At 68.1% G+C, this 22,926-nt stretch carries 15 protein-coding genes and 1 tRNA gene; 10 read left to right on the top strand and 6 right to left on the bottom strand.

Annotated elements, in window-relative coordinates:
* Positions 1 to 240 precede the first annotated feature (240 nt).
* From BLQ77_RS08545 to BLQ77_RS08570, 6 genes are all read left to right on the top strand, one after another.
* The gene (locus BLQ77_RS08545) at positions 241 to 6,102 is read left to right on the top strand and encodes a cadherin-like domain-containing protein (protein ID WP_165617060.1); all 5,862 of its coding nucleotides are present in this window, start codon (positions 241 to 243) and stop codon (positions 6,100 to 6,102) included.
* 456 nt (positions 6,103 to 6,558) lie between these two features.
* Positions 6,559 to 7,188: a hypothetical protein gene (locus BLQ77_RS08550; RefSeq protein ID WP_089957906.1), complete on the top strand. Its 630-nt coding sequence runs from the start codon at positions 6,559 to 6,561 to the stop codon at positions 7,186 to 7,188.
* Positions 7,185 to 9,542, top strand: coding sequence for a UDP-forming cellulose synthase catalytic subunit (bcsA, locus tag BLQ77_RS08555; protein ID WP_242661664.1), 2,358 nt, complete (start codon positions 7,185 to 7,187; stop codon positions 9,540 to 9,542). Before BLQ77_RS08550 ends, bcsA begins: the two co-directional genes overlap by 4 nt.
* Positions 9,539 to 11,779, top strand: a complete 2,241-nt coding sequence (locus tag BLQ77_RS08560; RefSeq protein ID WP_089957912.1) for a cellulose biosynthesis cyclic di-GMP-binding regulatory protein BcsB — start codon at positions 9,539 to 9,541, stop codon at positions 11,777 to 11,779. Before bcsA ends, BLQ77_RS08560 begins: the two co-directional genes overlap by 4 nt.
* Positions 11,779 to 12,849: a family 8 glycosyl hydrolase gene (locus BLQ77_RS08565; RefSeq protein ID WP_040384612.1), complete on the top strand. Its 1,071-nt coding sequence runs from the start codon at positions 11,779 to 11,781 to the stop codon at positions 12,847 to 12,849. Before BLQ77_RS08560 ends, BLQ77_RS08565 begins: the two co-directional genes overlap by 1 nt.
* The gene (locus BLQ77_RS08570; RefSeq protein ID WP_008886569.1) at positions 12,834 to 14,300 is read left to right on the top strand and encodes a tetratricopeptide repeat protein; all 1,467 of its coding nucleotides are present in this window, start codon (positions 12,834 to 12,836) and stop codon (positions 14,298 to 14,300) included. The genes BLQ77_RS08565 and BLQ77_RS08570 overlap by 16 nt, the downstream gene beginning before the upstream one ends.
* A 110-nt stretch (positions 14,301 to 14,410) precedes the next feature.
* Here BLQ77_RS08570 and BLQ77_RS08575 read toward each other — a convergent pair.
* Positions 14,411 to 14,495, bottom strand: a tRNA-Leu gene (locus tag BLQ77_RS08575).
* A 358-nt stretch (positions 14,496 to 14,853) separates the two neighbouring features.
* Here BLQ77_RS08575 and BLQ77_RS29830 point away from each other — a divergent pair.
* Positions 14,854 to 15,171 carry a Hint domain-containing protein gene (locus BLQ77_RS29830; protein WP_375360201.1) on the top strand — a complete coding sequence of 106 codons (318 nt, stop codon included), beginning with the start codon at positions 14,854 to 14,856 and terminating at the stop codon, positions 15,169 to 15,171.
* On the opposite strand, the gene BLQ77_RS08585 is transcribed toward BLQ77_RS29830, so the two are convergent.
* From BLQ77_RS08585 to BLQ77_RS08600, 4 genes are all read right to left on the bottom strand, one after another.
* The gene (locus tag BLQ77_RS08585; protein WP_008887272.1) at positions 15,117 to 16,028 is read right to left on the bottom strand and encodes a DMT family transporter; all 912 of its coding nucleotides are present in this window, start codon (positions 16,026 to 16,028) and stop codon (positions 15,117 to 15,119) included. The two genes, BLQ77_RS29830 and BLQ77_RS08585, sit on opposite strands and share 55 nt — an antisense overlap.
* Positions 16,029 to 16,134: 106 nt before the next feature.
* Positions 16,135 to 16,512 (bottom strand): hypothetical protein, encoded by a 378-nt coding sequence (locus BLQ77_RS08590; protein WP_089957920.1) that lies wholly within the window; start codon positions 16,510 to 16,512, stop codon positions 16,135 to 16,137.
* Between the two features lie 11 nt (positions 16,513 to 16,523).
* Positions 16,524 to 17,297 (bottom strand): DUF6478 family protein, encoded by a 774-nt coding sequence (locus BLQ77_RS08595; RefSeq protein WP_089957922.1) that lies wholly within the window; start codon positions 17,295 to 17,297, stop codon positions 16,524 to 16,526.
* Positions 17,298 to 17,406: 109 nt separating this feature from the next.
* On the bottom strand, positions 17,407 to 17,991 hold the full coding sequence (locus tag BLQ77_RS08600) for a hypothetical protein (RefSeq protein WP_008887076.1): 585 nt from the start codon (positions 17,989 to 17,991) through the stop codon (positions 17,407 to 17,409).
* Between the two features lie 197 nt (positions 17,992 to 18,188).
* Between BLQ77_RS08600 and BLQ77_RS08605 the strand changes: the two genes are divergently transcribed.
* The 3 genes from BLQ77_RS08605 to BLQ77_RS08615 all read left to right on the top strand — a co-directional run bounded on the left by BLQ77_RS08605 (position 18,189) and on the right by BLQ77_RS08615 (position 21,318).
* On the top strand, positions 18,189 to 19,076 hold the full coding sequence (locus BLQ77_RS08605) for a CPBP family intramembrane glutamic endopeptidase (protein ID WP_089957925.1): 888 nt from the start codon (positions 18,189 to 18,191) through the stop codon (positions 19,074 to 19,076).
* A 71-nt stretch (positions 19,077 to 19,147) separates the two neighbouring features.
* Entirely contained in the window at positions 19,148 to 20,047 is a 900-nt protein-coding gene (accD, locus tag BLQ77_RS08610) for an acetyl-CoA carboxylase, carboxyltransferase subunit beta (RefSeq protein WP_008886643.1), read from the top strand.
* Entirely contained in the window at positions 20,044 to 21,318 is a 1,275-nt protein-coding gene (locus BLQ77_RS08615; protein ID WP_089957928.1) for a bifunctional folylpolyglutamate synthase/dihydrofolate synthase, read from the top strand. Before accD ends, BLQ77_RS08615 begins: the two co-directional genes overlap by 4 nt.
* Positions 21,319 to 21,781: 463 nt before the next feature.
* Here the strand turns inward: BLQ77_RS08615 and zapE are convergent, their stop codons facing one another.
* Complete coding sequence (gene zapE / locus BLQ77_RS08620; protein ID WP_089957931.1) at positions 21,782 to 22,861, bottom strand: cell division protein ZapE; 1,080 nt, start codon at positions 22,859 to 22,861, stop codon at positions 21,782 to 21,784.
* Between the last annotated feature and the right edge of the window lie 65 nt (positions 22,862 to 22,926).

The raw sequence follows: 22,926 nt of genomic DNA on the forward strand, positions 1-22,926 counted from the left end.
AAGCGCGAGTCTGGCCGTCAGGCGCCGACGAGAGGGGTCGCCAAAGCGCTTGCAGGGCGCGGGTGCTGCCCATGAATGCGGCGCCGCAGCGTGAAAGCTCTTGACCCGCCTTGCAAAACTTCTGCCGACACAAACTTTCAAGGCAGCGGTCGCAAACTGCTTGGCGATATGCGCCGCGCCGCGTAACATATGCCGTATCTTATAGACTGCATTTTTTGCATTTTCTTTCGGAGTTATTTTATGAGCTCTTCCGACGATTTTTCTTCGTCTGTCCTCGATTCCGTGTGGGTGATCGAGGGACCATCGGGGATCGATTACGCGCTCGACGGCGACGGCACCGAGGCGTGGTTGGAACTGGTCACGCCTGACGGCAACTACGATGTCTGGGGATCCAACAACGGTGCGCGCGCGATGCAGGCGGTCGCCGATGACGACATGGTCATCGAGACCCGCTTCCTGTCGACGCCCACCGGCCAGTACCAGCTTCAGGGCCTGCTGTTCGAGGAGGACGCGGACAACTGGATCCGCTTCGACACCTATTCCGACGGCAGCAAACTGTACGCCTTTGCCGCAGTCACCATCGACGGGGTTTCTGCCGCCCGCTTCCAGGTCAGGATCAACGGCGGCAGCGCGCCTTATCTGCGCGTCGCGCGGGATGGCGACGTCTGGACGATGGAGTACTCCACCAACGGCACCGCCTGGGTGACCGCTGGCAGCTTCACGCAGTCACTCGACGTGAGCTCCGCAGGCGTCGTCGCCGGCAACACCGGCAATGCCACGGGCTTCACCGCGCAGGTGGACTATTTCGAGATCGACAGCGATCCGCTCGTTGTCGAGGACCCGGTGGCGATCGAGGGGAACACCGCCCCCGCTCCGCAGGACGATGCGCTGTCGACGCTCCCCGACACGCAGCTGGTGATCAGCACCGAGGACCTGCTGGGCAACGACGGGGACGCCAACGGCGACACGCTGAGCATCGTCAGCGTCGGTCCCGCCACCAATGGCACGCTCACCGACAACGGTGACGGCACGTGGACCTACCAGCCCAACACAGGCTACACCGGTGCGGACAGCTTCAGCTACACGGTGTCGGACGGCACCGACACCTCGGACGCCACGGTGACGGTCACCGTCGCCGTCGAAGCCGAGGCCATTTCGGACGATTTCTCTGCCGCCACGCTCGACTCCGTCTGGCGCATCGAAGGGCCCGCGGGCATCAGCCACGCGCTCAGCGCCGACGGCACCGATGCCTGGCTCGAGCTGATCACGCCCGACGGAAACTACGACGTCTGGGGGACCAACAACGGCGCCCGGGCGATGCAGGACGTCGCCGATGACGACATGGTCGTCGAGACCCGCTTCCTGACGACCCCCACCGGCCAGTATCAGCTGCAGGGCCTGCTGTTCGAAGAAGACAGCGACACCTGGATCCGCTTCGATACCTATTCCGACGGCAGCAAGCTCTATGCGTTTGCAGCGGTCACCATCGACGGCACCACGAGCAGCCGCTTCCAGGTCCGGATCAATGGCGGCAGTGCGCCCTTTCTGCGGGTGTCCCGCGACGGCGACGTCTGGGCCATGGAATATTCCACCAATGGCTCCACCTGGGTCACGGCGGGCAGCTTTACCCAGGCGATCGAGCTGACGGCGGCGGGCGTTGTGGCGGGCAACACCGGCAATGCCACCGGCTTCACCGCGCAGGTGGACTATTTCGAGATCGACAGCGACCCGCTGCTGACCGAGGACGATGGCATCGTGCCGCTCGACCCGGGAGACGACGCCTTCGTCACGGCGGCGGATGCGGCGCTCGTGGTCAGCACCGACGACCTGCTCGCGAACGATGGCAGCGGCCAGACCCTGACCGTGACTTCGGTCGGCACGCCGGGGCACGGGACCCTGACCGACAACGGCGACGGCACCTGGACGTACCAGCCGACAACCGGCTACCAGGGCTATGACAGCTTCAGCTACACGGTCTCGAACGGCCAGTCCGAAGCCTCCGCGACGGTGACCGTCACCGTCGGAACGCCGCCGACACCGGCCTTCGTATCGGACGATTTCAACACCGAGACGCTGGGCGACTCCTGGACCGTTATCGCGCCCTCGGGTTCGTCGCAGGGGCTAGAAACCGACGGGGCCGAGGCCTACCTGACGCTCACCACCGGCACCGGCAGCCACGACATCTGGAACACCAACAACGCCGTTCGCGCGATGCAGGAGGTGGCCGACGAGAATTTCATGCTCGAGGCGCGTTTCCTGTCGACGCCCATGGCGCAGTACCAGATGCAGGGCTTCGTCATCGAGGAGAGCGAGAGCACCTGGCTGCGCTTCGATACCTACTCGGACGGCACCAAGCTCTGGGCCTTCGGGGCGGTGACCGTGAACGGCGTGTCGAGCCAGGCTTTCAAGGTGCAGGTCGTTTCCGGCAGCGCCCCCTACCTGCGGCTTGAGCGGGATGGAGACTCCTTCCGGCTCTACCACTCGCAGGACGGCAGCAACTGGATCGCGGCAGGCATGCTGACCCGTGCCATGACCGTCACCGAGGCGGGCGTCTTTGCCGGCAGCGCCGGCAGTGCCGGCAGCTTCACCGCCGAGGTCGACTACGTGAGCATCGACAGCGATCCCATTGTCTTCGAGGACGGGGTCAGCGCCGCGCCGGTGGCGGGGGACGATGCGTTCTCGACCGACGCCGATACCGCGCTCATCGTCTCGGCCGACGACCTGCTGGCCAATGACAGCGACCCGGACGGCGATACGCTTGCCCTGGTCTCGGTCGGCTCCCCCGAGCACGGCAACCTGACCGACAACGGCGACGGGACCTGGACCTACCAGCCCGACATTGGCTACGAGGGCTACGACGGCTTCACCTATGTCGTCACGGATGGCGGCACCGAAGTGACCGGGACTGTGACGCTGACCGTGGGCACGCCGCCGATCCCGCGTTTTGCTTCGGACGATTTCAACGTCGAAAGCCTGCCGCTCGGCTGGACGCTGGTCGAACCCGCGGGCACCGACGTGGAACTCACCGGCAACACCGAGCACGCTTTGCTCGAGCTCTCTACCTCGAACGGCAACTATGACCTCTGGGGCACCACCCGCAACGCCGTGCGTGTCATGCAGGAGATCAGCGATGAGGACCTCGCGCTCGAGGTCGGATTCCTGGGAGCGCCGAGCGTGGGTCACCAGATGCAGGGCTTCCTGCTCGAGGAGGACTCGTCGAACTGGCTGCGCTACGATCTCTACAGCGACGGCCAGAGGGTCTATGCCTTCGCCGCAGTCACAGTGAATGGCGTCTCCTCTCAGGTGATGAAGGTCGCGGTCACTTCGGACGTGCGCTTCCTCCGCATTGAGCGGGTCGGCAACACCTTCACCTTCCTCTACTCGAGCGACGAGGATGGCTGGGTCACGGCAGGCAGTGTCCAGCACGCGATGGAGCTTACCCAGGCCGGACTGTTCGCCGGCAGCGTCGGCAGCTCTTCGGCGATCTCGGTCCTTGTCGACTACGTGCAGGCGGACACCGACCTGATCGGCGACGAGGATCTGGGCTACCTGCCGCCCCCGGCGCCGCCGGTCGCCGTCGATGACTACCTCTCGACCGATCCGGGAACGGCCCTTGCCTTCACCGCGGACGACCTGCTGGCCAACGACACCGATATCAACGAGGACACGCTGACGATCACGAGCATCTCGACGCCCGGGTCCGGCATCATCACCGATCTCGGCGGCGGCAACTACCTCTACACGCCGAACACGGGGTTCGAGGGGTTCGACAGCTTCACATATGTGGTCAGCGACGGCACCTACACGGATGAAGGCACCGTCTCTGTCCTTGTCGATACTTTCGACGCGGTGTCGGACGATTTCTCCGGCGGCAGCCTTGATCCTGCGTGGGAGTTCAGCGGCATCGCGGGGACGGCCTACCTCGCCTATGACGACGACGACGCGATGCTCGCCATCGTTTCTCCTGCCGGGGTACAGGTCAGCGCCTCGGACGTCATGACCACGCCGCGCATGTTGCAAGACGTGCCGGACATGGATTTCCAGATTTCGGCGGGCTTCCTGAGCGAGCCCGCGCAGCGCTACCAGGAGCACGGTCTGCTGGTGGTGCAGGATGACGAGAACTGGATCCGCTTCGACCTTGCCTACACCGGCGGCACGCTGACCCTGATCGTCGGCATGATCGTGGGTGGGCAAACCACCTATCCGTTGTTCCAGTCCATCGGATCCGGCGTTGTCGACGACCTCAGGATCACCCGCGAGGGCGATGCCTGGTCCTTCGAATACCGGGGCGGCGGCTCGGGCTGGGTCGAGGCCTTCACATATGATCGCGAGATGACGGTCTCGCAGGTCGGGCTTTTTGCGGGCAGCACCTCGTTCACCGGCGCCGTCCCCGGTTACACGGCATACGTCGATTATTTCGAGAACTCGTTGCAGCCGATCACCGACGAGGATGGAAGCTACGTGCCCTCGAGCCATGCGCCCGTGGCGGTGGATGACATGATCGGCCTGACCGACAGCGTGACCTTCGACGCCTCGGACCTGCTGGCCAACGACTACGATCCCAACCTCGACGACACGCTGACCGTCGTGGCGCTGGGCTCGGTGTCGCACGGCACGCTCACCGACAATGGTGACGGGACCTGGACCTACGAGGCGCCCGTCGGATACGAGGGCACCGATGCGCTGAGCTACACGATCTCGGACGGTAGCCAGACCGCAAGCGCGACCGTGACCTTCGAGGTCCGCCAGCCCATCGACGTCTGGTATGGTGATGTGCAGAGCTTCGGCACGCCGGGCGACGCGCAGACCGCGATTAACATTCTCGGAAGCGTCGAGTCCGACGTGGTGTCGCTGTCCTACAGCCTCAACGGCGGCGAATTGCGCGAGCTCTCAATCGGTGCCGATACCCGCCGTTTGCAGAACGACGGCGATTTCAACATCGACCTCGACTACGCCGAACTGGACGGCAGCTCGACCGACGACGTCATCACGATCTACGCCACGCTGACGAACGGCACGGTCTTCACCACGGACGTCACTGTCGAATACGAAGCCGGCAACAGCTGGGATGCAAACTATTCCATCGACTGGTCGGCCGTCACCAACCTGCAGGACGTGGTCCAGGTGGTCGACGGCACCTGGAGCTGGGATGCGGACGGCGCGCGGCCGGTGGATCTCGGGTACGACCGGCTGCTGGTGCTGGGGGATGACAGCTGGGACAACTACGAGCTCAGCACGACCATCACCGGGCACGATTTCGAGAACGTGGACCCACGCGGACGCGACGGCGGCGCCTTTGCCATCGGCATGCTCTGGGGGGGGCATACCGACGAGCCGATCAGTGGCTGGCAGCCCCGTTCGGGCTATGAGCCCGGCGCCGCGTTCTTCTACACCGACGAGCTCACCAGCCACAGCTATCATAGCTTCAGCCAGAAGCTCGGATCGCAGGCCCTGACCCTGTCCGAAGAGGTCGAGTACAACCTCACCGTCCGGGTCGAGCAGACCGGGCTCTATGACCGGATCTACAGCTTCAAGATCTGGGAGGCCGGCACCGCCGAGCCCACCGGCTGGACGCTGCAGACGCTCGAGACCTTCTCGATCGACGAAGCGCCGGCCACCGGGGGCATCTACCTCAACGCCCACTACTACGACGTCACCTTCGGCGACATCACCGTCACCGAGATCACCGGCAGTGACATCATCCAGGGCGACGACACCGCCGAGGTGCTGGTTGCGGTCGACACCGGCGCGGCGCTGCCCGGCGCGGGTGAGATCGACGTCTTCGTGGGGGCGGGCGGGGCCGATGTCTTCGTCTTCGGCGATGCGACGCGGGCCTATTACGACGACGGCATCGCCGCCAGCGACGGCACCGGTGACTACGGCTATGTCTGGGACTTCGAGGTCGGCACCGACACCGTGCAGCTCTTCGGCAGCGCCTCAGACTACCTGCTGGCCGAGGGCCGCGAGGACCTGCCTGACGGCACCTCGATCTGGCTGCTGGGCGAGGGCACCGACGAGGACGAGCTCATCGCGGTGCTCGGCGGCGTCTCCGGGCTGAGCCTCGAGGGCGACAGCTTCACCTACGTGGGGGCCATCGCCTGACCGGCGGCTGACCGCGAATCCCCAGGGGGCGGTGGACGTGCCGCCCCTTCCCATACCGGCCATGGGCGCCGTAGCGCCCGATGGACCACTGCCAAGGCCTCTCCGCCCGCGTCCGCGGGTGCGGGAGGCCTGTGCGCGGGTGCAAACCATCCTCTGAAATGCAGGTTTTACACGTCATTCCGGCGGGTTGGCGCCTTTTCGGACGCGGCCCGAAATTTCCTCTGGACTGTCCCGGCAAGCGATCAATCCACAGGAAGAACGTGCGCTATGTGCGTCAAAAACCACAATCCTTTCGCCGTCTGGATGCACCATTAAAACGTAATCTCGACTATTTCGGGCTGTTCGATACGGTGCACAGAGTATTTCAGCTCAGAGATGTTGCCGGTGGCGTAGATGCAGGTTTCGAAGATTTCAGATTCCCGCGTTGCGTCCCGTGTGTTCCGGACGCTTCGTCGGGTGGCGCTCGGCCTGGCACTGCCGCTCCTCGCGGCAGCCTGCGAGCCCTATTCCGAAATCAACACGAAATTCTGGGACTCGCTCGACCGCGCGCCCTTCATCCAGTTGCCGCTCTCCGATGCCTGGATCAGCCATCCCGACGTCTCGCTCGTGCTCGAGCGGCACCACGGCTCGGTCACCGAGCAGCGGCTGCTGCTGCCCAACCGGACCTCGATCCGCGGGGACAACTTCATGCTGATGGTGGCGCGCGAAGGCCCGCTGTCGCGCATCGGGCGCTTCCGCCCGGCGGGGATGGTCGAACGCAACGGCGGCCCGCCCGAGCCCTTCCTCGACTTCGATGGCCAGCCCATGACCTCGCTCGAGGACGATTTCGGCTGGCTGCACTGGTCCCAGTGGACCAACGGGACCGACCTGACCTGCGTGCTCGCCTTCCGGCGGCTCGACGCCAACGACCGGATCATGCCCTTCAAGACCTCGTCCATCGACATGATGCTGCGCAACTGCATGCGCGGCACCGCCGAAGAGGCGCTGGCGCCGATCTCGGATCTCTACACCGGCTACGCCGCGATCGCCGACACGCCGTCGGGCCACCAGCGCATGCTGTCGCCGCTCGCGGGGCCGCTGCCATGAGGCGTGAACGCAAGCGGCTCGGGGCGGGCATGGTCCTGCTGATCCTGCTGTGGCTGGCACTGCTGGCGGTGATCGTCGTGCTGGCCGCGACCCCCATCGCCACGCCGGTCGAGGCGCTCTTCGCGCTGGTCGGCGTATCGAGCATCTGGCTTCTGAAACGCTTCGCCTCGACCAACCGGCAGGCACGGTTCATCGTGCTCGCCATCGCCAGCGTCTTCGTCATGCGCTACTGGATCTGGCGCCTGGCCGAGACCCTGCCGTCCCAGGACGACCCGCTCTCGTTCGCCGCGGCCGTCGTGCTGTTCGGCGCCGAGACCTTTACCGTCGCGCTCTTCTTCCTCACCGCGCTGGTCACCGCCGACCCCATCGACCGCGACCCGCCGAAGCCGATGCGCCCGTCGCAGGTGCCGAGCGTCGACATCCTCGTGCCGTCCTACAACGAGCCGCCCGAGCTGCTCGCGGTGACGCTGGCGGCGGCCAAGCAGGTGATCTACCCCGAGGGCCGCAAGACCGTCGTGCTCTGCGACGACGGCGGTACCGACCAGCGCTGCAACCACCCCGATCCCGACATCTCGCGCGGGGCGCAGGAGCGGCGCAAGCTGCTGCAGGAGCTCTGCCGCGACATGGGCATCGTCTACTCGACCCGCGCCCGGAACGAGCACGCCAAGGCGGGCAACCTGAACGCGGCGCTGCAGCGGCTGTCCGGCGATCTCGTGCTGATCCTCGACGCCGACCACGTGCCAAGCCGTGACATCCTCGCCCGCACCGCCGGCTACTTCGTCGAGAACCCGCGTCTCTTCCTCGTGCAGACGCCGCACTTCTTCACCAACCGCGACCCGATCGAGCGCAACATCGGACTGCCCGAGACCTGCCCCTCGGAAAACGAGATGTTCTACAGCACGATCCACCGCGGGCTCGACCGGCTGGGCGGCGCCTTCTTCTGCGGCTCGGCGGCGCTGCTGCGGCGCAAGGCGCTGGACGAGGTCGGCGGCATCTCGGGTGTGACCATCACCGAGGACGCCGAGACCGCGCTCGACATCCACTCACGCGGCTGGGAGAGCATGTACCTCAACCGCGCCATGATCGCCGGGCTGCAGCCCGAGACCTTCGCCTCGTTCATCCAGCAGCGCGGCCGCTGGGCGACCGGGATGATGCAGATCCTCATCCTCAAGAACCCGCTGTTCCGGTCCGGGCTCTCGCTGGCGCAACGCTTCTGCTACCTGAACTCGATGAGCTACTGGCTCTTCCCCGTGGTGCGGATGACCTTCTTGCTCAGCCCGCTGTTCTACCTGTTCTTCGGCCTGCAGGTCTTCGTGGTGCAGCCCGACGAGGTGATGGCCTATATCCTGCCCTACCTGCTGGTCGCTTTCCTGGTCCAGAACGGCCTCTTCGCGCGGGTGCGATGGCCGTTGATATCGGAAGTCTACGAGATCGCGCAGACGCCATACCTGCTGATGGCGGTGTTCAAGACCATGCTTCGGCCGCACGCCGCCAAGTTCAACGTGACGGCCAAGGATGAATCGCTCGACAACGACTTCATCTCGCCGGTCATGAAGCCGCTCTTCATCACCACGCTGCTCATGTTCGGCGGGCTCGTCGCGGCCGGGATCCGCTGGTACATGTATCCCGGCGACCGGCTCATCGTGCAGATCGTCGGCGGCTGGGCGTTGTTCAACTTCATCCTGACCGTGCTGTCGCTGCGCTCGGTGTTCGAGCGCCAGCGCCGCCTGCGCAAGCCGCGGACCGAGATCATGGTCCCCGCCGCGGTCTGGTCCGAGTCCAAGACCGACGGGGCAGGGGTCTCGGCGGTGCTGCGCATGAGCTCGGGCCGCACCATGCAGTTCACGCTCAACGACGATGACGAGGCCCGCGAGGGGCTGGGCATGATCCGCTCCGGCGACCGGCTGGTGCTGTGTCCCGTAATCCCCGCGGCGCCCGACCTTGAGCACCACCTGCGCCTGCATGTGACCCGGGTCTCGCACGACGAACAGGCCGGGCGCGGCACCGCCGTCACCGTCGAGGTCGAGGATGGCCAGCTGATCCCCGCGAGCGAGATCACCGCCTACCTCGTCTACGGCAACAGCGAGAAATGGGTGGCCGCCCGCGAGGCGCTGCCGCAGGCCCGCGGTCTGATCTCGGGCATCGTCTTCGTGCTGCGCCTCAGCGTCGGCTCGATTGTCCCCTCGGTGCTGGCGCTGGTGACGCACCGCGCGGCGCCGCAGCACAGTCGCAAGGACGAGGACCGCAACACCGTCGAGAAGACCGCGATCGAGCACTACCTCGCCGACCGCGGCGCGCTTCCGGCGCCGGCGACCGAGTTCCTCGTGCCCGAGGAAACCGGGGGCGCGACATGACGATGCGGCTGCGCACCCTTCCCGCCCTGCTGGCCTGCTGCGCCTTCATGGCGGCCGCTCCCGCCGGGGCCCAGATCATCCAGTTCGAAGAGCTGCCCGACGCCGATCCTGCCCAGACCGAGACGTTCGACGGCTACGATCCCGGCCTCGTCACCGAGCGTCAGCCGCAGTACGGCGCCGCCGAGCCGGCCGCGACCTCTCCGCAGGCGCCCGCCGAGGTGTTGCTGCCGCTGCGCGCCATGCATCCCGAGATCGGCGACCAGACCCGCTACACGCTCCGCGGCGTGGTGGACGAGGCGGATTTCGTGATGTTCCTGCCCGCGGCACCCGGGGCGACCACGCTGATGCTCTCGACGCTGAGCACCATCAACGTGCTGCCCGAGCGGTCGCGACTCGACGTGCTGGTGAACGGCAAGCTGGTGGGCACCGCCAGCCCCGAGAATTTCGACGCCTTCCGCCGTGCCGATATCCCGCTGCCCGAAGGGGCCCTGCACGCCGGACGCAACCTCGTGACCCTGCGTGCCGAGCACACCCACCGGGTGTTCTGCGGCCCCGACGCGGATTTCGGCCTCTGGACCAGCGTCGCGCTCGACCGCAGCGGCATCATGCTCGACGAGGGAGAGTTCGACACCGACGCGCTCGGGTTCCTGTCCGCCGTGGCCGCCGGTGCCGCGCGCGCGCAGCCGATCTCGGTCCACGGCAGCGGCGACAGCCAGCTGCTCGAGTTCGCCATGCCGATCATCGCGCGCATCGAGGATTCCTTCGGTGGCGTGCCGCCCGAGATCCGGTTCGATGGCTACTACTCCACCTCGACGGGCCTGCCCGAGCTTGCCCGCGTGACGACCCTGCCCGAAGGCATCTCGCTCGACGGCGGCTACCAGATCCGCCGCGGCGGCGACGGTGCGATCGTGCTGCTTGTCGAACATGACGGCTACGAGGCCGCGGGCGAGTCCCTGCTGGCCGCGATCCCCGAGGGCAGCATCGAGCAGGCGCCGCCCCACCTCACCCCCGGCAAGCAGGTGTCCTTCGAGTCCATGGGAGTCGAGAACATCCGCGGCGAGGGGCGCTACATCCGGCGCGGCGTGACCTTCCGGCTGCCCCCGGACTGGCTGCTGCTGGCCTCGCAGAAGGCACGGATGCGTCTGCTGTACCGCTACGACACCGGCCTGCCCGAAGGCTCGCTGATGCTGGTCAAGGTCAACGGCACCACGGTCCGCCTGCTGCCGCTCGACCTGCCGGAGGTGGCGGGGCAGGTGCTTCCCGTCCTGCCGGTCGACTTCGGCGCGGCGCTGCTGAACCCGGGCCTCAACCGCATCGACTTCGAGGCGCTCATCCCCGGCGATCCGCCGGACAGCGCCTGCGAGCCGCGCAGCAACCCGGCCTTCGAGATCTCGAACCGCACCACGGTCTACGTCCCGGACTCGCCCGCCATGAGCCTGCCCGGGATCGAGCGCGTGATGGCCAATCTCGAGCCGTCGGGCATCACCATGACCGACACCGCGCGCGCCCGCCTGCCCGAGGGGCTGCTGCCGCAGATCGCAGCGCTCTACGACCGCGAGGGCAGCGACGAGGACAACGACGCCGTGCGCCCGGGCTTCGGCCTGACCATCGCCACGCCGCGCGACATCTCGCTGCTCGAGGGCACGCTCGCCAACGACCAGCTGGCGGCGATGCGCATCGTGCTGACCGCCCCCGCCGCCACCGCGCCGGTGGAGGAGGAAGAGCCCGACGCCTGGGAGCAGGTCGAGGCCAACGGCTGGCTCAAGGCGGTGCTGAACCCCGACCGCCTGTTGCGGCTCCCGCGCGAGATCGGCACCGGGGTCGAGGCGCTCTGGCGGGGCGAGGCGCCGCCGCTCGAGGAATGGCTCGCCAAGCGCGAGGGCGAGGCGGTGCTGCTGCAGCCCGATCCCGACGCTCCCGCGCAGGCGTGGCTGATCCTCGGCGCGCAGGCCGACCCGCAGCGCATCGTCGAGACCCTGGCCAAGGCGCGCTGGTCGATCGACGGCCCGCGCGGGCAAGTGTCTCTCTATTCTCAGGAGCTTGGCTGGCAGAACTGGATTTCTCCGCAGCGTCGGCTAGTCTTGCATGAGAAGCTTTCATTGAAAAACCTGAGGGCGGTGGCAGGGAACTTCGCAAGCTCTCAACCGTGGTCTTTCATTGCGATCATTATGGCATTCACCCTGTGTTCAGCAATCGTCGGCATGATTATTGCCGTGCTGGCTCGACGGAGAAACTGATGAAACGAAGGGCCATATTGGCCGGGCTCGGCACCCTGGCCGGGCTTTCGATGGCCACAGCACCCGGCGCCTGGGCGCTCGGACAGGTAGATCCCGTGCAGCTCAAATCTGTCTGGACGGCATGGCGGGACGCCAATCTCGATGTCACCGGGCGCGTCGTCGACCAGCTTCAGCGCAATGCCAGCCACTCCGAGGGGCAGGGCTACGGCATGCTGCTCGCGGCGCTCGCGGGCGATGCCCGCGCCTTTGCCGAGATGGAGAACTGGAGCCGCATCAACCTCGCGATCCGGCCTGACAACCTGATGGCCTGGCGCTGGATGGCGGACCAGCCCGAGCGGGTGCCGGACACCAACAACGCCAGCGACGGCGACCTCTTCCGCGCCTGGGCGCTGCTCAAGGGGGCGGAACGCTTCGGCAATGCCGAGTACCGCACCCGCGCGGGCCAGATCACCCGCGATCTCGTCGCCAATTGCGTGACGGCGCACCCGGGCACCGGTCAACCCCTGCTGCTGCCGGCGGTGCACGGGTTCCAGACCCCGCAGGGCCTCATCTACAACCCGTCCTACGCGATGCCGCTGGCGATGACCGAACTGGCCGAGGCTTTCTCGGAACCCGATCTTTCCGCCGCCGCGTCGAGCGGGCTCGCGGTGGCCGAACAGCTCGCCTACGGCGGCGTGGTGCCCGACTGGGTCGAGATCACCGCCTCGGGCGTGCGCTCGGCGCAGGGCTTCTCGTTCGACGCGGGCTACGAGGCGATGCGGGTGCCGCTGTTCCTGGTCTGGTCGGGCCATGGCTCGCACCTCGCGGTGAGGCGCTATGCCGAGGCGCAGCGTGGCGCCCCGCGGGGCGAGGTCGCGACGATCATCAGCCGCGACGACGGCTCGATCCAGACCACCAGCCACAACGCCGGCTACGCGGCGGTCGCCGCGCTCGCCGACTGCGCGACGCAGGCCACCGTGGGCTCGGGCATCCCGCCCTACGTGCCGTCCGATCCCTATTACCCCGCCACGCTGCACCTCTTCTCCATGATCGCGCAGATGGAGGCCGAACCGCGATGCCTTCCGATATGACCTTCCGCACCCTTCTCCGCCCCGCAGCGCTCGTGATGGCGCTGGCGCTCTGTCCGCTGGTCGCCGCCGCGCAGGAGCCGGACGAGCGCGACCTGCAGGCCCTGCGCTTCTACATGAACGAGAACAACGAGCAGGCGATCCAGTCCGAGCTGCGGCGCCTGCAGATCCAGTTCCCGGCCTGGACGCCGCCCGCCGACCTCGATGCGCTCGACGAGACGGTGCCCTCCGAGGCGATCGAACGGATCTACAGCCTCATCGCCGACGAGGATTACGCCGGCGCCCGCGAGGCCATCGCCGACACCGGGCGAGAGTACCCCGACTGGTCGCCGTCCTCCGACCTGCTGACCGCCCTGTCGCTGGCCGAGTCGCAGTCCGAGTTCAATCAGGCGGTGCTGGCGGGCAACCGCCAGGCGGCGATCCGCATCGCCCGCTCGACCCCCGCGCTGCTGAGCTGCGAGCGGGTCAACAACGCCTGGCAGCTGGCCGAGCAATACGAGGCGCTTGGCGATGCAGCCTCGGCGCTGGTCGTCTACCGCGGCATCGCGGGCAGCTGCACCGATGTCGACGTGCTGATCGCGACGCTCGAGAAATCCGCGGCCTCGGCCAACGCCACGCAGCTGGCCGAGCTCGCCGATACCATGCGGGTGCGGGTTCCCGATGCCGAGGGGCGGCTCTCGGTGGTCGAGAACCGCCTGCGCGCGGGCCTCGGGGCCGATCCGCGCGAACTGCCCGGCGTGCCGCTGAGCAACGCGCCGCTCACCGCGCTCGAGGTGCCGCTGGCGCCGACGCCCGAGGTGCGCCCCTCGGCGCGGCCTGCGAACCTCGGCGTGGTTCCGGTGCGCCGCAGCGCCCCGGCCTCCACGGGCTCGAGCAGCGGTAGCGGCAGCGGGGGAGGCGGCGGCGCGGTCTCGCCCAGCGTCGCGCGTGCCGCGCAGGCCGGCGACTGGCAGACCTGCCTCGCGCTCACCGCCAATGCCCGTGCGGCCGAGGATATCTCGCAGCGCGGCTGGTGCGCCTTCAACGCCGGTCGCCCGATGCAGGCGCTCCGCGACTTCCGCAGCGCCACCGCCAACGCCCGCAACGCCACGCTGCGCCGCGACTCGGCCTATGGCATGGCGCTGACCATGATGCGCCTGCGCATGGTCAACGAGGCCGCCGCCGTCGCCGCCAGCACCGATTTCACCTATGACCAGCGGCTCGAGGTCGAATCCGAGATCCTCGATGCCCGCGGTGTCGCGGCCTACAACCGCGGCGAATACCGCCGCGCCATCGGCTATTTCAACGAGTACGAGCGTCTGACCGGCCGGGTCCGTCGCGACCTCGCCATGCTGCGTGGTTACGCCTACCTGAACTCCGGTCAGAAGGCCAAGGCCGCGGCGGAATTCCAGCGCCTGCACGACCAGCTCGCCACGCCAGAAACCCGCGCGGCGCTGTCGACCGCGCTGCGCTAAGGGACCTCAGGCGGGGCCGTCCCGAAAGGCGGCCCGCCACGGCGCAGATCCGTGCCGCTGGCCGCGCGCTGGTCTCTATTTTCAGGAAATCCACGACCTTGCGGCCGGATTGGTGCGGGTGGAGGGACTTGAACCCCCACGCCTTGCGGCGCCAGAACCTAAATCTGGTGCGTCTACCAATTTCGCCACACCCGCATGATGCCGCGCAGATCTAGCAAAGCGCCGGGGCCATGGCGAGTGGAAAATGTTTCGTGGAAGAACGTGGGACGTTTACGGAATCTCCTCCGGTGCCGGCACACAACAGGGTGGCAGAAGGGATCAGGATTGCGCCCATGTCCCCCACGCCCGGACGGAACGACGCAGCCCTCACGAAACTCCCCGCGTCGGCGCCCGGCGTCAATGAGCTGGTCGCGGGCGCCATCGTCCTGACCACCGGCGGGGCGCTGCCGGAGCAGCATTTGGCTCCCGGCGATAGGGGCATCACCGAGGACAGCGGCGCCGCGGCGCTGCGCGGTCTGCGCCACCACGCCACGCGGGCCGAGCGCATCGCGACCTGCGCGGGGCGCTTGGTCATGCCCGCCCCGAGGCCGACGACCTGCTGCCCGCGACGCAGAAGATTCTGCTGCGCGACTTGCGGGAGCGGGTCCTCGTCGGGGCCGAAAGGGCGCTGATGCCGATCTCGCAACTCGTGGATGGCGAGGTCATTCGCAGTGTCGGGACGCATCACGCAACCTTTGGCGAACGGCTCTTCGACGCGCCGCACATCCTGTATGCCGACCGGCTGGAGCTCGCCGGGGCCCGTCCCCGCCTGAGTGCTCAGCCTTGCGGCGTCATGTTGGGCCGTGCCCGGACCCGCTTCAGGCCGAGGTAGCGCTCGCGCAGGACGATGGCGACGCCCGAGGCGATCACCACCGACGAGCCGAGTATCATCTGGACCGTCGGCACCTCGGCGAAGAATGCGTAGCCGATGAGGATCGCGAAGAGGATCGAGGCGTAGTCGAAGGGCGCCAGAAGCGTGGCTTCGGCGTGGCGGTAAGCCGAGGTCAGGCAGATCTGCGCGATCCCGCCGAACACCCCGGCGCCGACGAGGATCGCCGCTTCGGCCGGCGTCGGCACCACCCAGCCAAAGGGCAGGGTGAAGAGCGCCAGCACCGTCGAGGTGAGCGAGAAGTAGAAGACGATGGCCGAAGTCTGCTCGGTCCGCACCATGCGGCGGATGTGGATCTGCACCAGCGCGGTCAGCGTCGCCGAGGTCAGGATGAAGGCGACACCGACAAGCGCCGTGTCGTCCACCCTCGAGACGGTCAGCAGCGGCCAGAGCACCAGCCCGACGCCCAGAAGCCCGGTGCCCACGGCCGAGAGCCGGAACAGGCGCACCCGCTCCTTGAGCAGAACCGCGGCGAAGACCACGGTGAGCAGCGGGGCGGCGTAGCTGAGCGCTGTGACCTCGGGCAGCGGCAGCATGGTGAGCGCCGCGAAGTTGCAGCCCATGGCACCCACGCCGACCACGCCGCGCAGCACGTGCAGCTCGGGCCGGTTCGCCCGCAGCCCCGCGACCAGATCGCCGCGCCAGAGCAGCCAGACGATGATGACCGGAAGCGCGAAGAACGAGCGGAAGAACACCACTTCGCCCGTGGGGATCGCCGAGGCGGCCTTGACCAGCGAGGCCATGACGACAAAGAGAATGACGGCGGTGAGTTTCAGGGCGATGCCGCGCAGCGGGGACATGGGCTCTCCGGTATACCAACCGGGCCTTTGTGACCGCTCACGCGGGTGTGTGCAACTGCCGCTGGCAGGCCTTTGTCAGAGATCCCGCAAGGGGGGCCGCGGGGGCTCAGCCGGTCTCGCGGCAGTGGTTGCGGAAGGCGCGCTTCAGCATGTCGAGCTCGGCTCGCAGCAACGACATCTCGGCGCGGATGTCGTCGCCGAGCGCCTCGCCCGCGATCAGGGTGAAGCTGTCGAGCGTCTCGCCGCAGGACGCGTCCTGGATCAGGAAGGTCTGCACCCCGTCGCCCACCGCCTCGATCGGGATGGGGATCTCGACGACCCAGCGCCCCGGCTCGCCCGCCTGCGCCACCGTGACCCCGCGCACCGGCGCGCCGTTGAGGCTCACGGTGATCTCGGGCGGCGGCGCGTCCTTGCGGGAGGCCGTCAGAAGGCCCTCCCAGACGCCTTCGCGGAACCGGGTCTTGGTCAGGGCATAGACGCTCATGGGGGACACCGTCAAAGCTCGGCCCTCGGGCGGCGGCTGAAGGTGAGATCGCGCAGGATCACCTCGTTCATACCGGGGTTGTCGAAGATCAGGTCGAGCCACATGCGGTCCACGCGCTTCTCGTTGAGCTTGGTGTAGGCGAGGTCGAACTCGACGCGGACCTTGTCCTCGTGCAGCGGCAGCTCGCGCACGATCTGCTCGGTATTGGGGCCGTGGCGGATGTTGAGGCGGGCGAAGATCTCGAGCGGTTTCTCCATCTCGACGATGGTGTCGACGCGGATCAGTTGCTTGCGCCTGAGGCCGTGAGTCGCGCTCTCGGGCAGGTCGATGGCAAGCGACAGGTAGCTGCCATCGAAGCGGAACACCTCGAGCCGCAGCCCGTAGGCGGCGAGGTTGGCTTCGCGCTTGTTGCGGAGCTGGCGCAGGGCGATCTCGGACCGGGGGCAGTCGTGGAAGAGCGTCACCTCGCAGCCAAGCTTTTCCTTGCTGGGCACCGAGGAGATGCCGGGCAGGGGCAGCGGGCCGCACCAGAGCTCGGGGCGCCAGGCCCAGTCGCTGTCCGGCGGGCGCGGAAAGGTCTGGTTGCCGAGCACCGGCAGCGCGAGCCGCCCGTCGGCCACGTGGATGAGCCGGTCGAGATGCTGGCGGAGCCTGCGCGCCGCGGACCGCTGGCGCCGCAGCCGCGGCAGGTCCTCGGTTTCGGCGTTGCGCGCCGCGGCACCCCACCGCCGCAGCACCGCCGCCGATAGCGCGCGGCCGATCCACCCTTCGCCGATGCCTGCCATTGCCCTCGCCCGTGGCCCCGTGTCAGCGGCCGCCTTGTCGCTGGCGGTCCTTGCCAGTGTTATGACAAATCCCTGTGATGGAATAAACGGGCAAAGATCCCGCCCTGCGTCACTGGGTCAGGCCCGAGGGACTCAGGCGGCCGATCTGCTCGTGCACGGCGCGGAGCATCGCGGCCCCGTCGGGCCCGGCAAGGACGCTTCCCTGCGGCGCGTAGAGCGCCAGCCCCACCATATGGCCGTTCTGCACGAAGGCGCCGCGCCAGTAGCGCGGGTCGCCGCCTTCGAGCAGGTCGCTGCCGCCGCCGGCGAGCTGCGCCACCACGAGCCCGTTGCGGGTGTCGCCGCGCACGAGCGTCTGACCGGCCTCCCGCGCCAGCATGGCGGGGGCGGGCAGGGTCGGCGTCGGGTCGAGCGTGCCCACGGTCACGGTGATCATCACCGGCGCCACGACGCGGCCGGTGGTCCCGCCCGAGAGGATGTTGCACGACGCGATGACGGCGAAGTCGCGGTCCTTGCGGCGCGAGAGGGTGACCGGGTCGATGCAGTAGCCCTCGGCCCCGGCGACCACCACGGCACCGTCGGCAAGCGCGGTCCGCGCCAGCGGGGGCGGGCCGCCGGTCCCGCTTCCGGGCGGCATGCAGCCGGCGAGGCAAAACAGAAGGATCAGCCCCGGCAGGCACCTCTTGCGGGTCATTGCGTGCGGTCTCCGATCCATCCCTGGTCCGGTACCGGATACCGAAGCCATTGCATGCGAACAAGAAAAGAATGGGCGGAGCTCGGCGCACCGTGGCGCCACCGGCGGTTTCCCCGCTTGCGGCACGGCAGCTTGCCGCCTAGACCGGAGGCGCGCGCCGGGCCCCCGGTGCCCCCTTGCGAGCCCGGGAGCGCGTGATGCCCTATCGTCCCTTTGCCCTGATGACCGCCGCTGCCGGGCGCACCGAGCTCTGGCGGCTGGTGCTTGGCATCGTGCTGGTGCTGGTGGTGACCTTCGGGCTTCAGCAGGCCTTCATGGCGCTTTCGGCGGCGCTGCTGCCCGAGGATGCCTACTGGTCGATGGTGGCCCAGATGCGGGCGGGTGACACGCCGCTGGGCATGCTGGTGCTGCTGCTCAACATGGGCGCCATGGGCGTGGCGGCGCTGTTCGCGGCGCAGCTTATGCACCGGCGCCGGGCGGTGAGCCTGCTCGGGCCGTGGACGCTGTTCGTGCCGCAGTTTCTGCGTTGCCTCGTCGCGGTGGGGGCGGTGACGCTGGCGGCGCTCGCGATGCCGCCCTGGCCGATGGCCGGCGAGATGACGCTGGCCATGCCCGCCGGGCGCTGGCTGGCGCTGCTGCCGGTCACCCTGCTGGCGCTGCTGGTGCAGACCGGCAGCGAGGAGCTGCTGTTCCGGGGCTACCTGCAATCGCAGCTCGGCGCGCGGATGGCGCACCCGGCGGCGTGGCTGGTGCTGCCCTCGGCGCTCTTCGCGCTCGGCCACTGGTCGCCCGACATGTACGGCGAGAACGCCCTGCTGGTGGCGCTCTGGGCGTTCGGCTTCGGCGTCGCCGCAGCCGATCTCACCGCCCGCACCGGCACGCTCGGCCCGGCGCTGGCGATGCACCTCGTGAACAACGTCGTGGCGATCGCCCTGATGTCGCCGCAGGGGGTGATGTCGGGGCTGGCGCTCTACCTGCTGCCCTTCGGCCCCGGCGACGAGGCGGCGATGCGCGCGCTGCTGCCGCTGGACCTTGCCGGGATCCTTCTGAGCTGGCTTGCGGCCCGGCTCGCGCTCCGGGTCTGAGCCCGCGATTGCAATCCCCGGCTCGGGGGCATACATCACCGCCCAACACGAGGCCGTTAAGAGCGCAAGCGATGAACTGGATCACCAACTACGTCCGCCCCCGGATCAACTCGATCTTCTCGCGCCGCGAGTTGCCCGAGAACCTCTGGACGAAATGCGACGGCTGCGGGACGATGCTGTTCCACCGCGAGGTGACGGACAACCTCGGTGTTTGCACCAATTGCCGGCACCACATGAACATCACGCCGCGCGCGCGCTTCACGGCGCTGTTCGACGGCGGCATCTTCTCCGAGATCGATGTTCCCGAGCCGCTGGCCGACCCGCTGCATTTCCGCGATCAGAAGAAATACCCCGACCGCCTGCGGGCGGCCCAGAAGAACACCGGCGAACGCGAGGCGATGCTGGTCGCCACCGGCGAGATCGGCCGTACCCCGGTGGTCTGCGCCGCGCAGGACTTCTCGTTCATGGCCGGCTCCATGGGCATGTACGTCGGCAACGCCATCATCAAGGCGGCCGAAGAGGCGAAGAAGCTCAAGCGCCCGCTGATCCTGTTCTCGGCCGCCGGCGGTGCCCGCATGCAGGAAGGCATCCTGTCGCTGATGCAGATGCCGCGCACCACCGTCGCCGTGCAGATGCTGCGCGAGGCGGGGCTGCCCTACATCGTGGTGCTCACCCATCCGACCACCGGCGGCGTGACCGCCTCCTACGCGATGCTGGGCGACGTGCAGATCGCCGAGCCCAACGCGCTGATCTGCTTCGCCGGCCCGCGCGTCATCGAGCAGACCATCCGCGAGAAGCTGCCCGAGGGCTTCCAGCGCGCCGAGTACCTGCTCGAGCACGGCATGCTCGACCGGGTGACCGACCGACGCGAGATGCGCGGCGAGCTGGTGACCATCCTGCGGATGCTGATGGGCCTGCCGCCCGCCGTGCATGGCGACCTGCCTGCCCCCGAGGCCGACGCGGCGAAATGACGACGGAAGGGTCGGACGTCATCCTCGCGCGGATGATGTCGCTTCATCCCAAGATCATCGACCTCACGCTGGACCGGGTCTGGCGCCTGCTCGAGGCGCTGGACCACCCCGAGCGCAAGCTGCCCCCGGTGATCCACGCCGCGGGCACCAACGGCAAGGGCTCGACGCTGGCGATGATCCGCGCCGGCTACGAGGGCGCGGGCAAGGTCGTGCATGCCTATACCTCGCCGCATCTCGCGCGCTTCCACGAGCGCATCCGCGTGGCGGGTGAGCTGATCCCCGAGGCCGAGCTGAGCGCCGTGCTCGACGAGTGCTGGACCGCCAACGGCGGCGAGAGCATCACCTATTTCGAGATCACCACCTGCGCGGCCTTCCTCGCCTTCGCGCGCACGCCCGCGGACGTGACGCTGATGGAGACGGGCCTTGGCGGGCGGCTCGATGCCACCAACGTCTTCGAGCGCCCGGCGCTGACGGTGATCACCCCGATCTCGCTGGATCACCAGCAGTTCCTCGGCGAGACGCTGGCCGCGATCGCCGGCGAGAAGGCGGGTATCCTCAAGCGCGGCGTGCCCTGCGTCGTCGGCCCCCAGCCGTCTGAGGTGATGGACGTGATCGAGGCCCGCGCCGAACGGCTCGGCGCGCCGCTGCTGGCACATGGCCAGCACTGGCAGGTCTGGGAAGAGCGCGGCCGGCTGGTGTTCCAGGACGAGCACGGCCTCATGGATCTCCCGCTGCCGAACCTGCCCGGCGCGCATCAGATCGAGAACGCCGGCGCCGCGCTGGCGGCGCTGCGCCATCTCGGGCTCGGCGACGCGGCCTGCGAGGCGGCTGTGACCCGCGCCGAGTGGCCCGCCCGGATGCAGCGCCTGCGCCGCGGTCCGCTGGTCGAGTCCGCCCCGGGCGTCGAGCTCTGGCTGGACGGCGGTCACAACCCGGCGGCGGGCGAGGCGCTGGCGAAACACCTCGCCACCCTGCCGGAGCGCCCGACGCACCTGATCTGCGGCATGCTCAACACCAAGGACATCGCGGGCTACCTCCGGCCTCTGGCGGGCCACGCCGCGAGCCTGACCGCCGTCTCGATCCCGGGTGAGGCCAACACGCTTCCGGCGGACGAGACCGCGCGGGTTGCGGCCTCGGTCGGGCTGCGTGCGGGCGAGGCCGGGTCGGTGACCGGCGCGCTGGCCGAGATCGTGGCGCAGGAGCCCGAAGCACGGGTGCTGATCTGCGGCTCGCTCTACCTTGCCGGGAGCATCCTGCGCGAGAACGGCTGAGCCCGTGTAAGCACGCCTTTCAAAGAGGCGATTCTGGCGGCCTATGTCTTGCGGTTGTGAAAAGTGCAAGGCATAGGGCTGGCATGCATCACTAGATGTTGACGCTTTGCCACAGTTTGGCCTATCGTCATTTGCAAGACGCGCGTCGGACACAGGCACAAACAATCAACAGCGACGCGGGCCTTGGGGGACAGATGATGGCGACGGATACCGATCCAGCGCGCAGGGGTTCTGCGGGCCGGACCGGGGCAGGGTTCGACCCGCGCTGCCGCACGCTTTCTCCCGGACAATGGAATATCAGGATGGGCCTCGCCTCGATCTCGGGCAGGCTGGCCGTCACTCGCTACGACCATTCAATAAGCAGGCAACTGTAAACTCGAGCAGCCTGGAGGGTCCCACGGGACCCTCTTTTTTTGCCCCGTCGCCGGGGGCCTTCAGCACCTTTGCCGGAGGCGCATGGCCCTCAGGCGGGCGGGTGGCCCCAGCTCGCGTCCTGCATCTCGCGCAGGCGGCTGGCGGTGCGCTCGAACTCGAAGGCGCCGGAGCCCTCGATGTAGAGGCTCTCGGGTTCGTCCATGGCGCTGACGATCAGTTTCACCCTGGCCTCGTAGAGCGCGTCGATCAGGATCACGAAGCGCTTGGCCTCGTTGAAGTTGTTGCGCCCCAGCCGGGGGATGTTCTCGAGCACCAGCAGGCGCAGCGCGTCGGCGATGGCGAGGTAGTCGCCCGGCCCGAGCATCTGTCCGCAGAGGTCGTAGAACGACGCCCGCGCCACCCCGTTGTGGTAGCGCGGCAGCTCGAGCTTGCGGCCCTTGACGTGCAGCACCAGCGGTTCTTCGACACCGTGGGTGAGCTCTTGCCAGACCCGGTTGATCTCGGCCCGGGCGGTGTTGTCGATGGGGGTGAAATAGACCTTGGCCCCCTTCAGCCGGTCCTGCCGGTGGTCGCGTTCCGATGCCAGTTCGCGCACCACCAGCTTGTCCTTGATCAGCGCGATGAAGGGCAGGAAGAGCTGCCGGTTGAGCCCGTCCTTGTAGAGATCGTTGGGCACCCGGTTCGAGGTGGTCACCACCACGGTGCCCGCCTGGAACAGCTGTTCGAACAGCCGCCCGACCAGCATCGCGTCGGCGATGTCGGTGATCTGCATTTCGTCGAAGGCCAGCACCTTGACCGCGTCGCTGACGGCCTTGGCCATCGGCTTGACCGGATCCTCGACGCCTTCGCCGCGCAGCCGGTGCAGTTCGGCCTGCATCTCTTGCATGAAGGCGTGGAAGTGCACCCGGCGGACCGGCACGTTGAGGCTCTCGACGAAGAGATCCATGAGCATGGACTTGCCGCGCCCGACCCCGCCCCAGAGGTAGAGACCCTTGGGCGGCTCCGGCGCTTTGGGCTTGCGGAACAGTCCGGTGCGCTTTGCGGGCGGCTCGTTGGCGAGCGCCTCGCGGATGCGTTCGAACTCGGGCAGCGCCTCTTCCTGCGCGGGGTCGCGCTGGATGCGCCCTTCGGCGACGCGTTCGTCGTAAAGGTCCATGAGCGTGGTCATGAAACGCGCATAGCCCGAGCCGCGCGGAATGTGTAGAGGGCTTCGCGTCCGAGGCGCGTTCCGCG

The sequence above is a fragment of the Salipiger thiooxidans genome (assembly GCF_900102075.1).
GTDB classification, from domain to species: Bacteria; Pseudomonadota; Alphaproteobacteria; order Rhodobacterales; family Rhodobacteraceae; genus Salipiger; species Salipiger thiooxidans.

Coding starts and splice junctions, on each gene's coding strand:
- bcsA (WP_242661664.1), top strand. CDS start 7,185: ATGAGGCGTGAACGCAAGCGGCTCGGGGCGGGCATGGTCCTGCTGATC.
- BLQ77_RS08605 (WP_089957925.1), top strand. CDS start 18,189: ATGCCCTATCGTCCCTTTGCCCTGATGACCGCCGCTGCCGGGCGCACC.
- BLQ77_RS08560 (WP_089957912.1), top strand. CDS start 9,539: ATGACGATGCGGCTGCGCACCCTTCCCGCCCTGCTGGCCTGCTGCGCC.
- BLQ77_RS08595 (WP_089957922.1), bottom strand. CDS start 17,297: ATGGCAGGCATCGGCGAAGGGTGGATCGGCCGCGCGCTATCGGCGGCG.
- BLQ77_RS08565 (WP_040384612.1), top strand. CDS start 11,779: ATGAAACGAAGGGCCATATTGGCCGGGCTCGGCACCCTGGCCGGGCTT.
- BLQ77_RS08570 (WP_008886569.1), top strand. CDS start 12,834: ATGCCTTCCGATATGACCTTCCGCACCCTTCTCCGCCCCGCAGCGCTC.
- BLQ77_RS08590 (WP_089957920.1), bottom strand. CDS start 16,512: ATGAGCGTCTATGCCCTGACCAAGACCCGGTTCCGCGAAGGCGTCTGG.
- BLQ77_RS08615 (WP_089957928.1), top strand. CDS start 20,044: ATGACGACGGAAGGGTCGGACGTCATCCTCGCGCGGATGATGTCGCTT.
- accD (WP_008886643.1), top strand. CDS start 19,148: ATGAACTGGATCACCAACTACGTCCGCCCCCGGATCAACTCGATCTTC.
- BLQ77_RS08585 (WP_008887272.1), bottom strand. CDS start 16,028: ATGTCCCCGCTGCGCGGCATCGCCCTGAAACTCACCGCCGTCATTCTC.
- BLQ77_RS08545 (WP_165617060.1), top strand. CDS start 241: ATGAGCTCTTCCGACGATTTTTCTTCGTCTGTCCTCGATTCCGTGTGG.
- BLQ77_RS08600 (WP_008887076.1), bottom strand. CDS start 17,991: ATGACCCGCAAGAGGTGCCTGCCGGGGCTGATCCTTCTGTTTTGCCTC.
- zapE (WP_089957931.1), bottom strand. CDS start 22,861: ATGACCACGCTCATGGACCTTTACGACGAACGCGTCGCCGAAGGGCGC.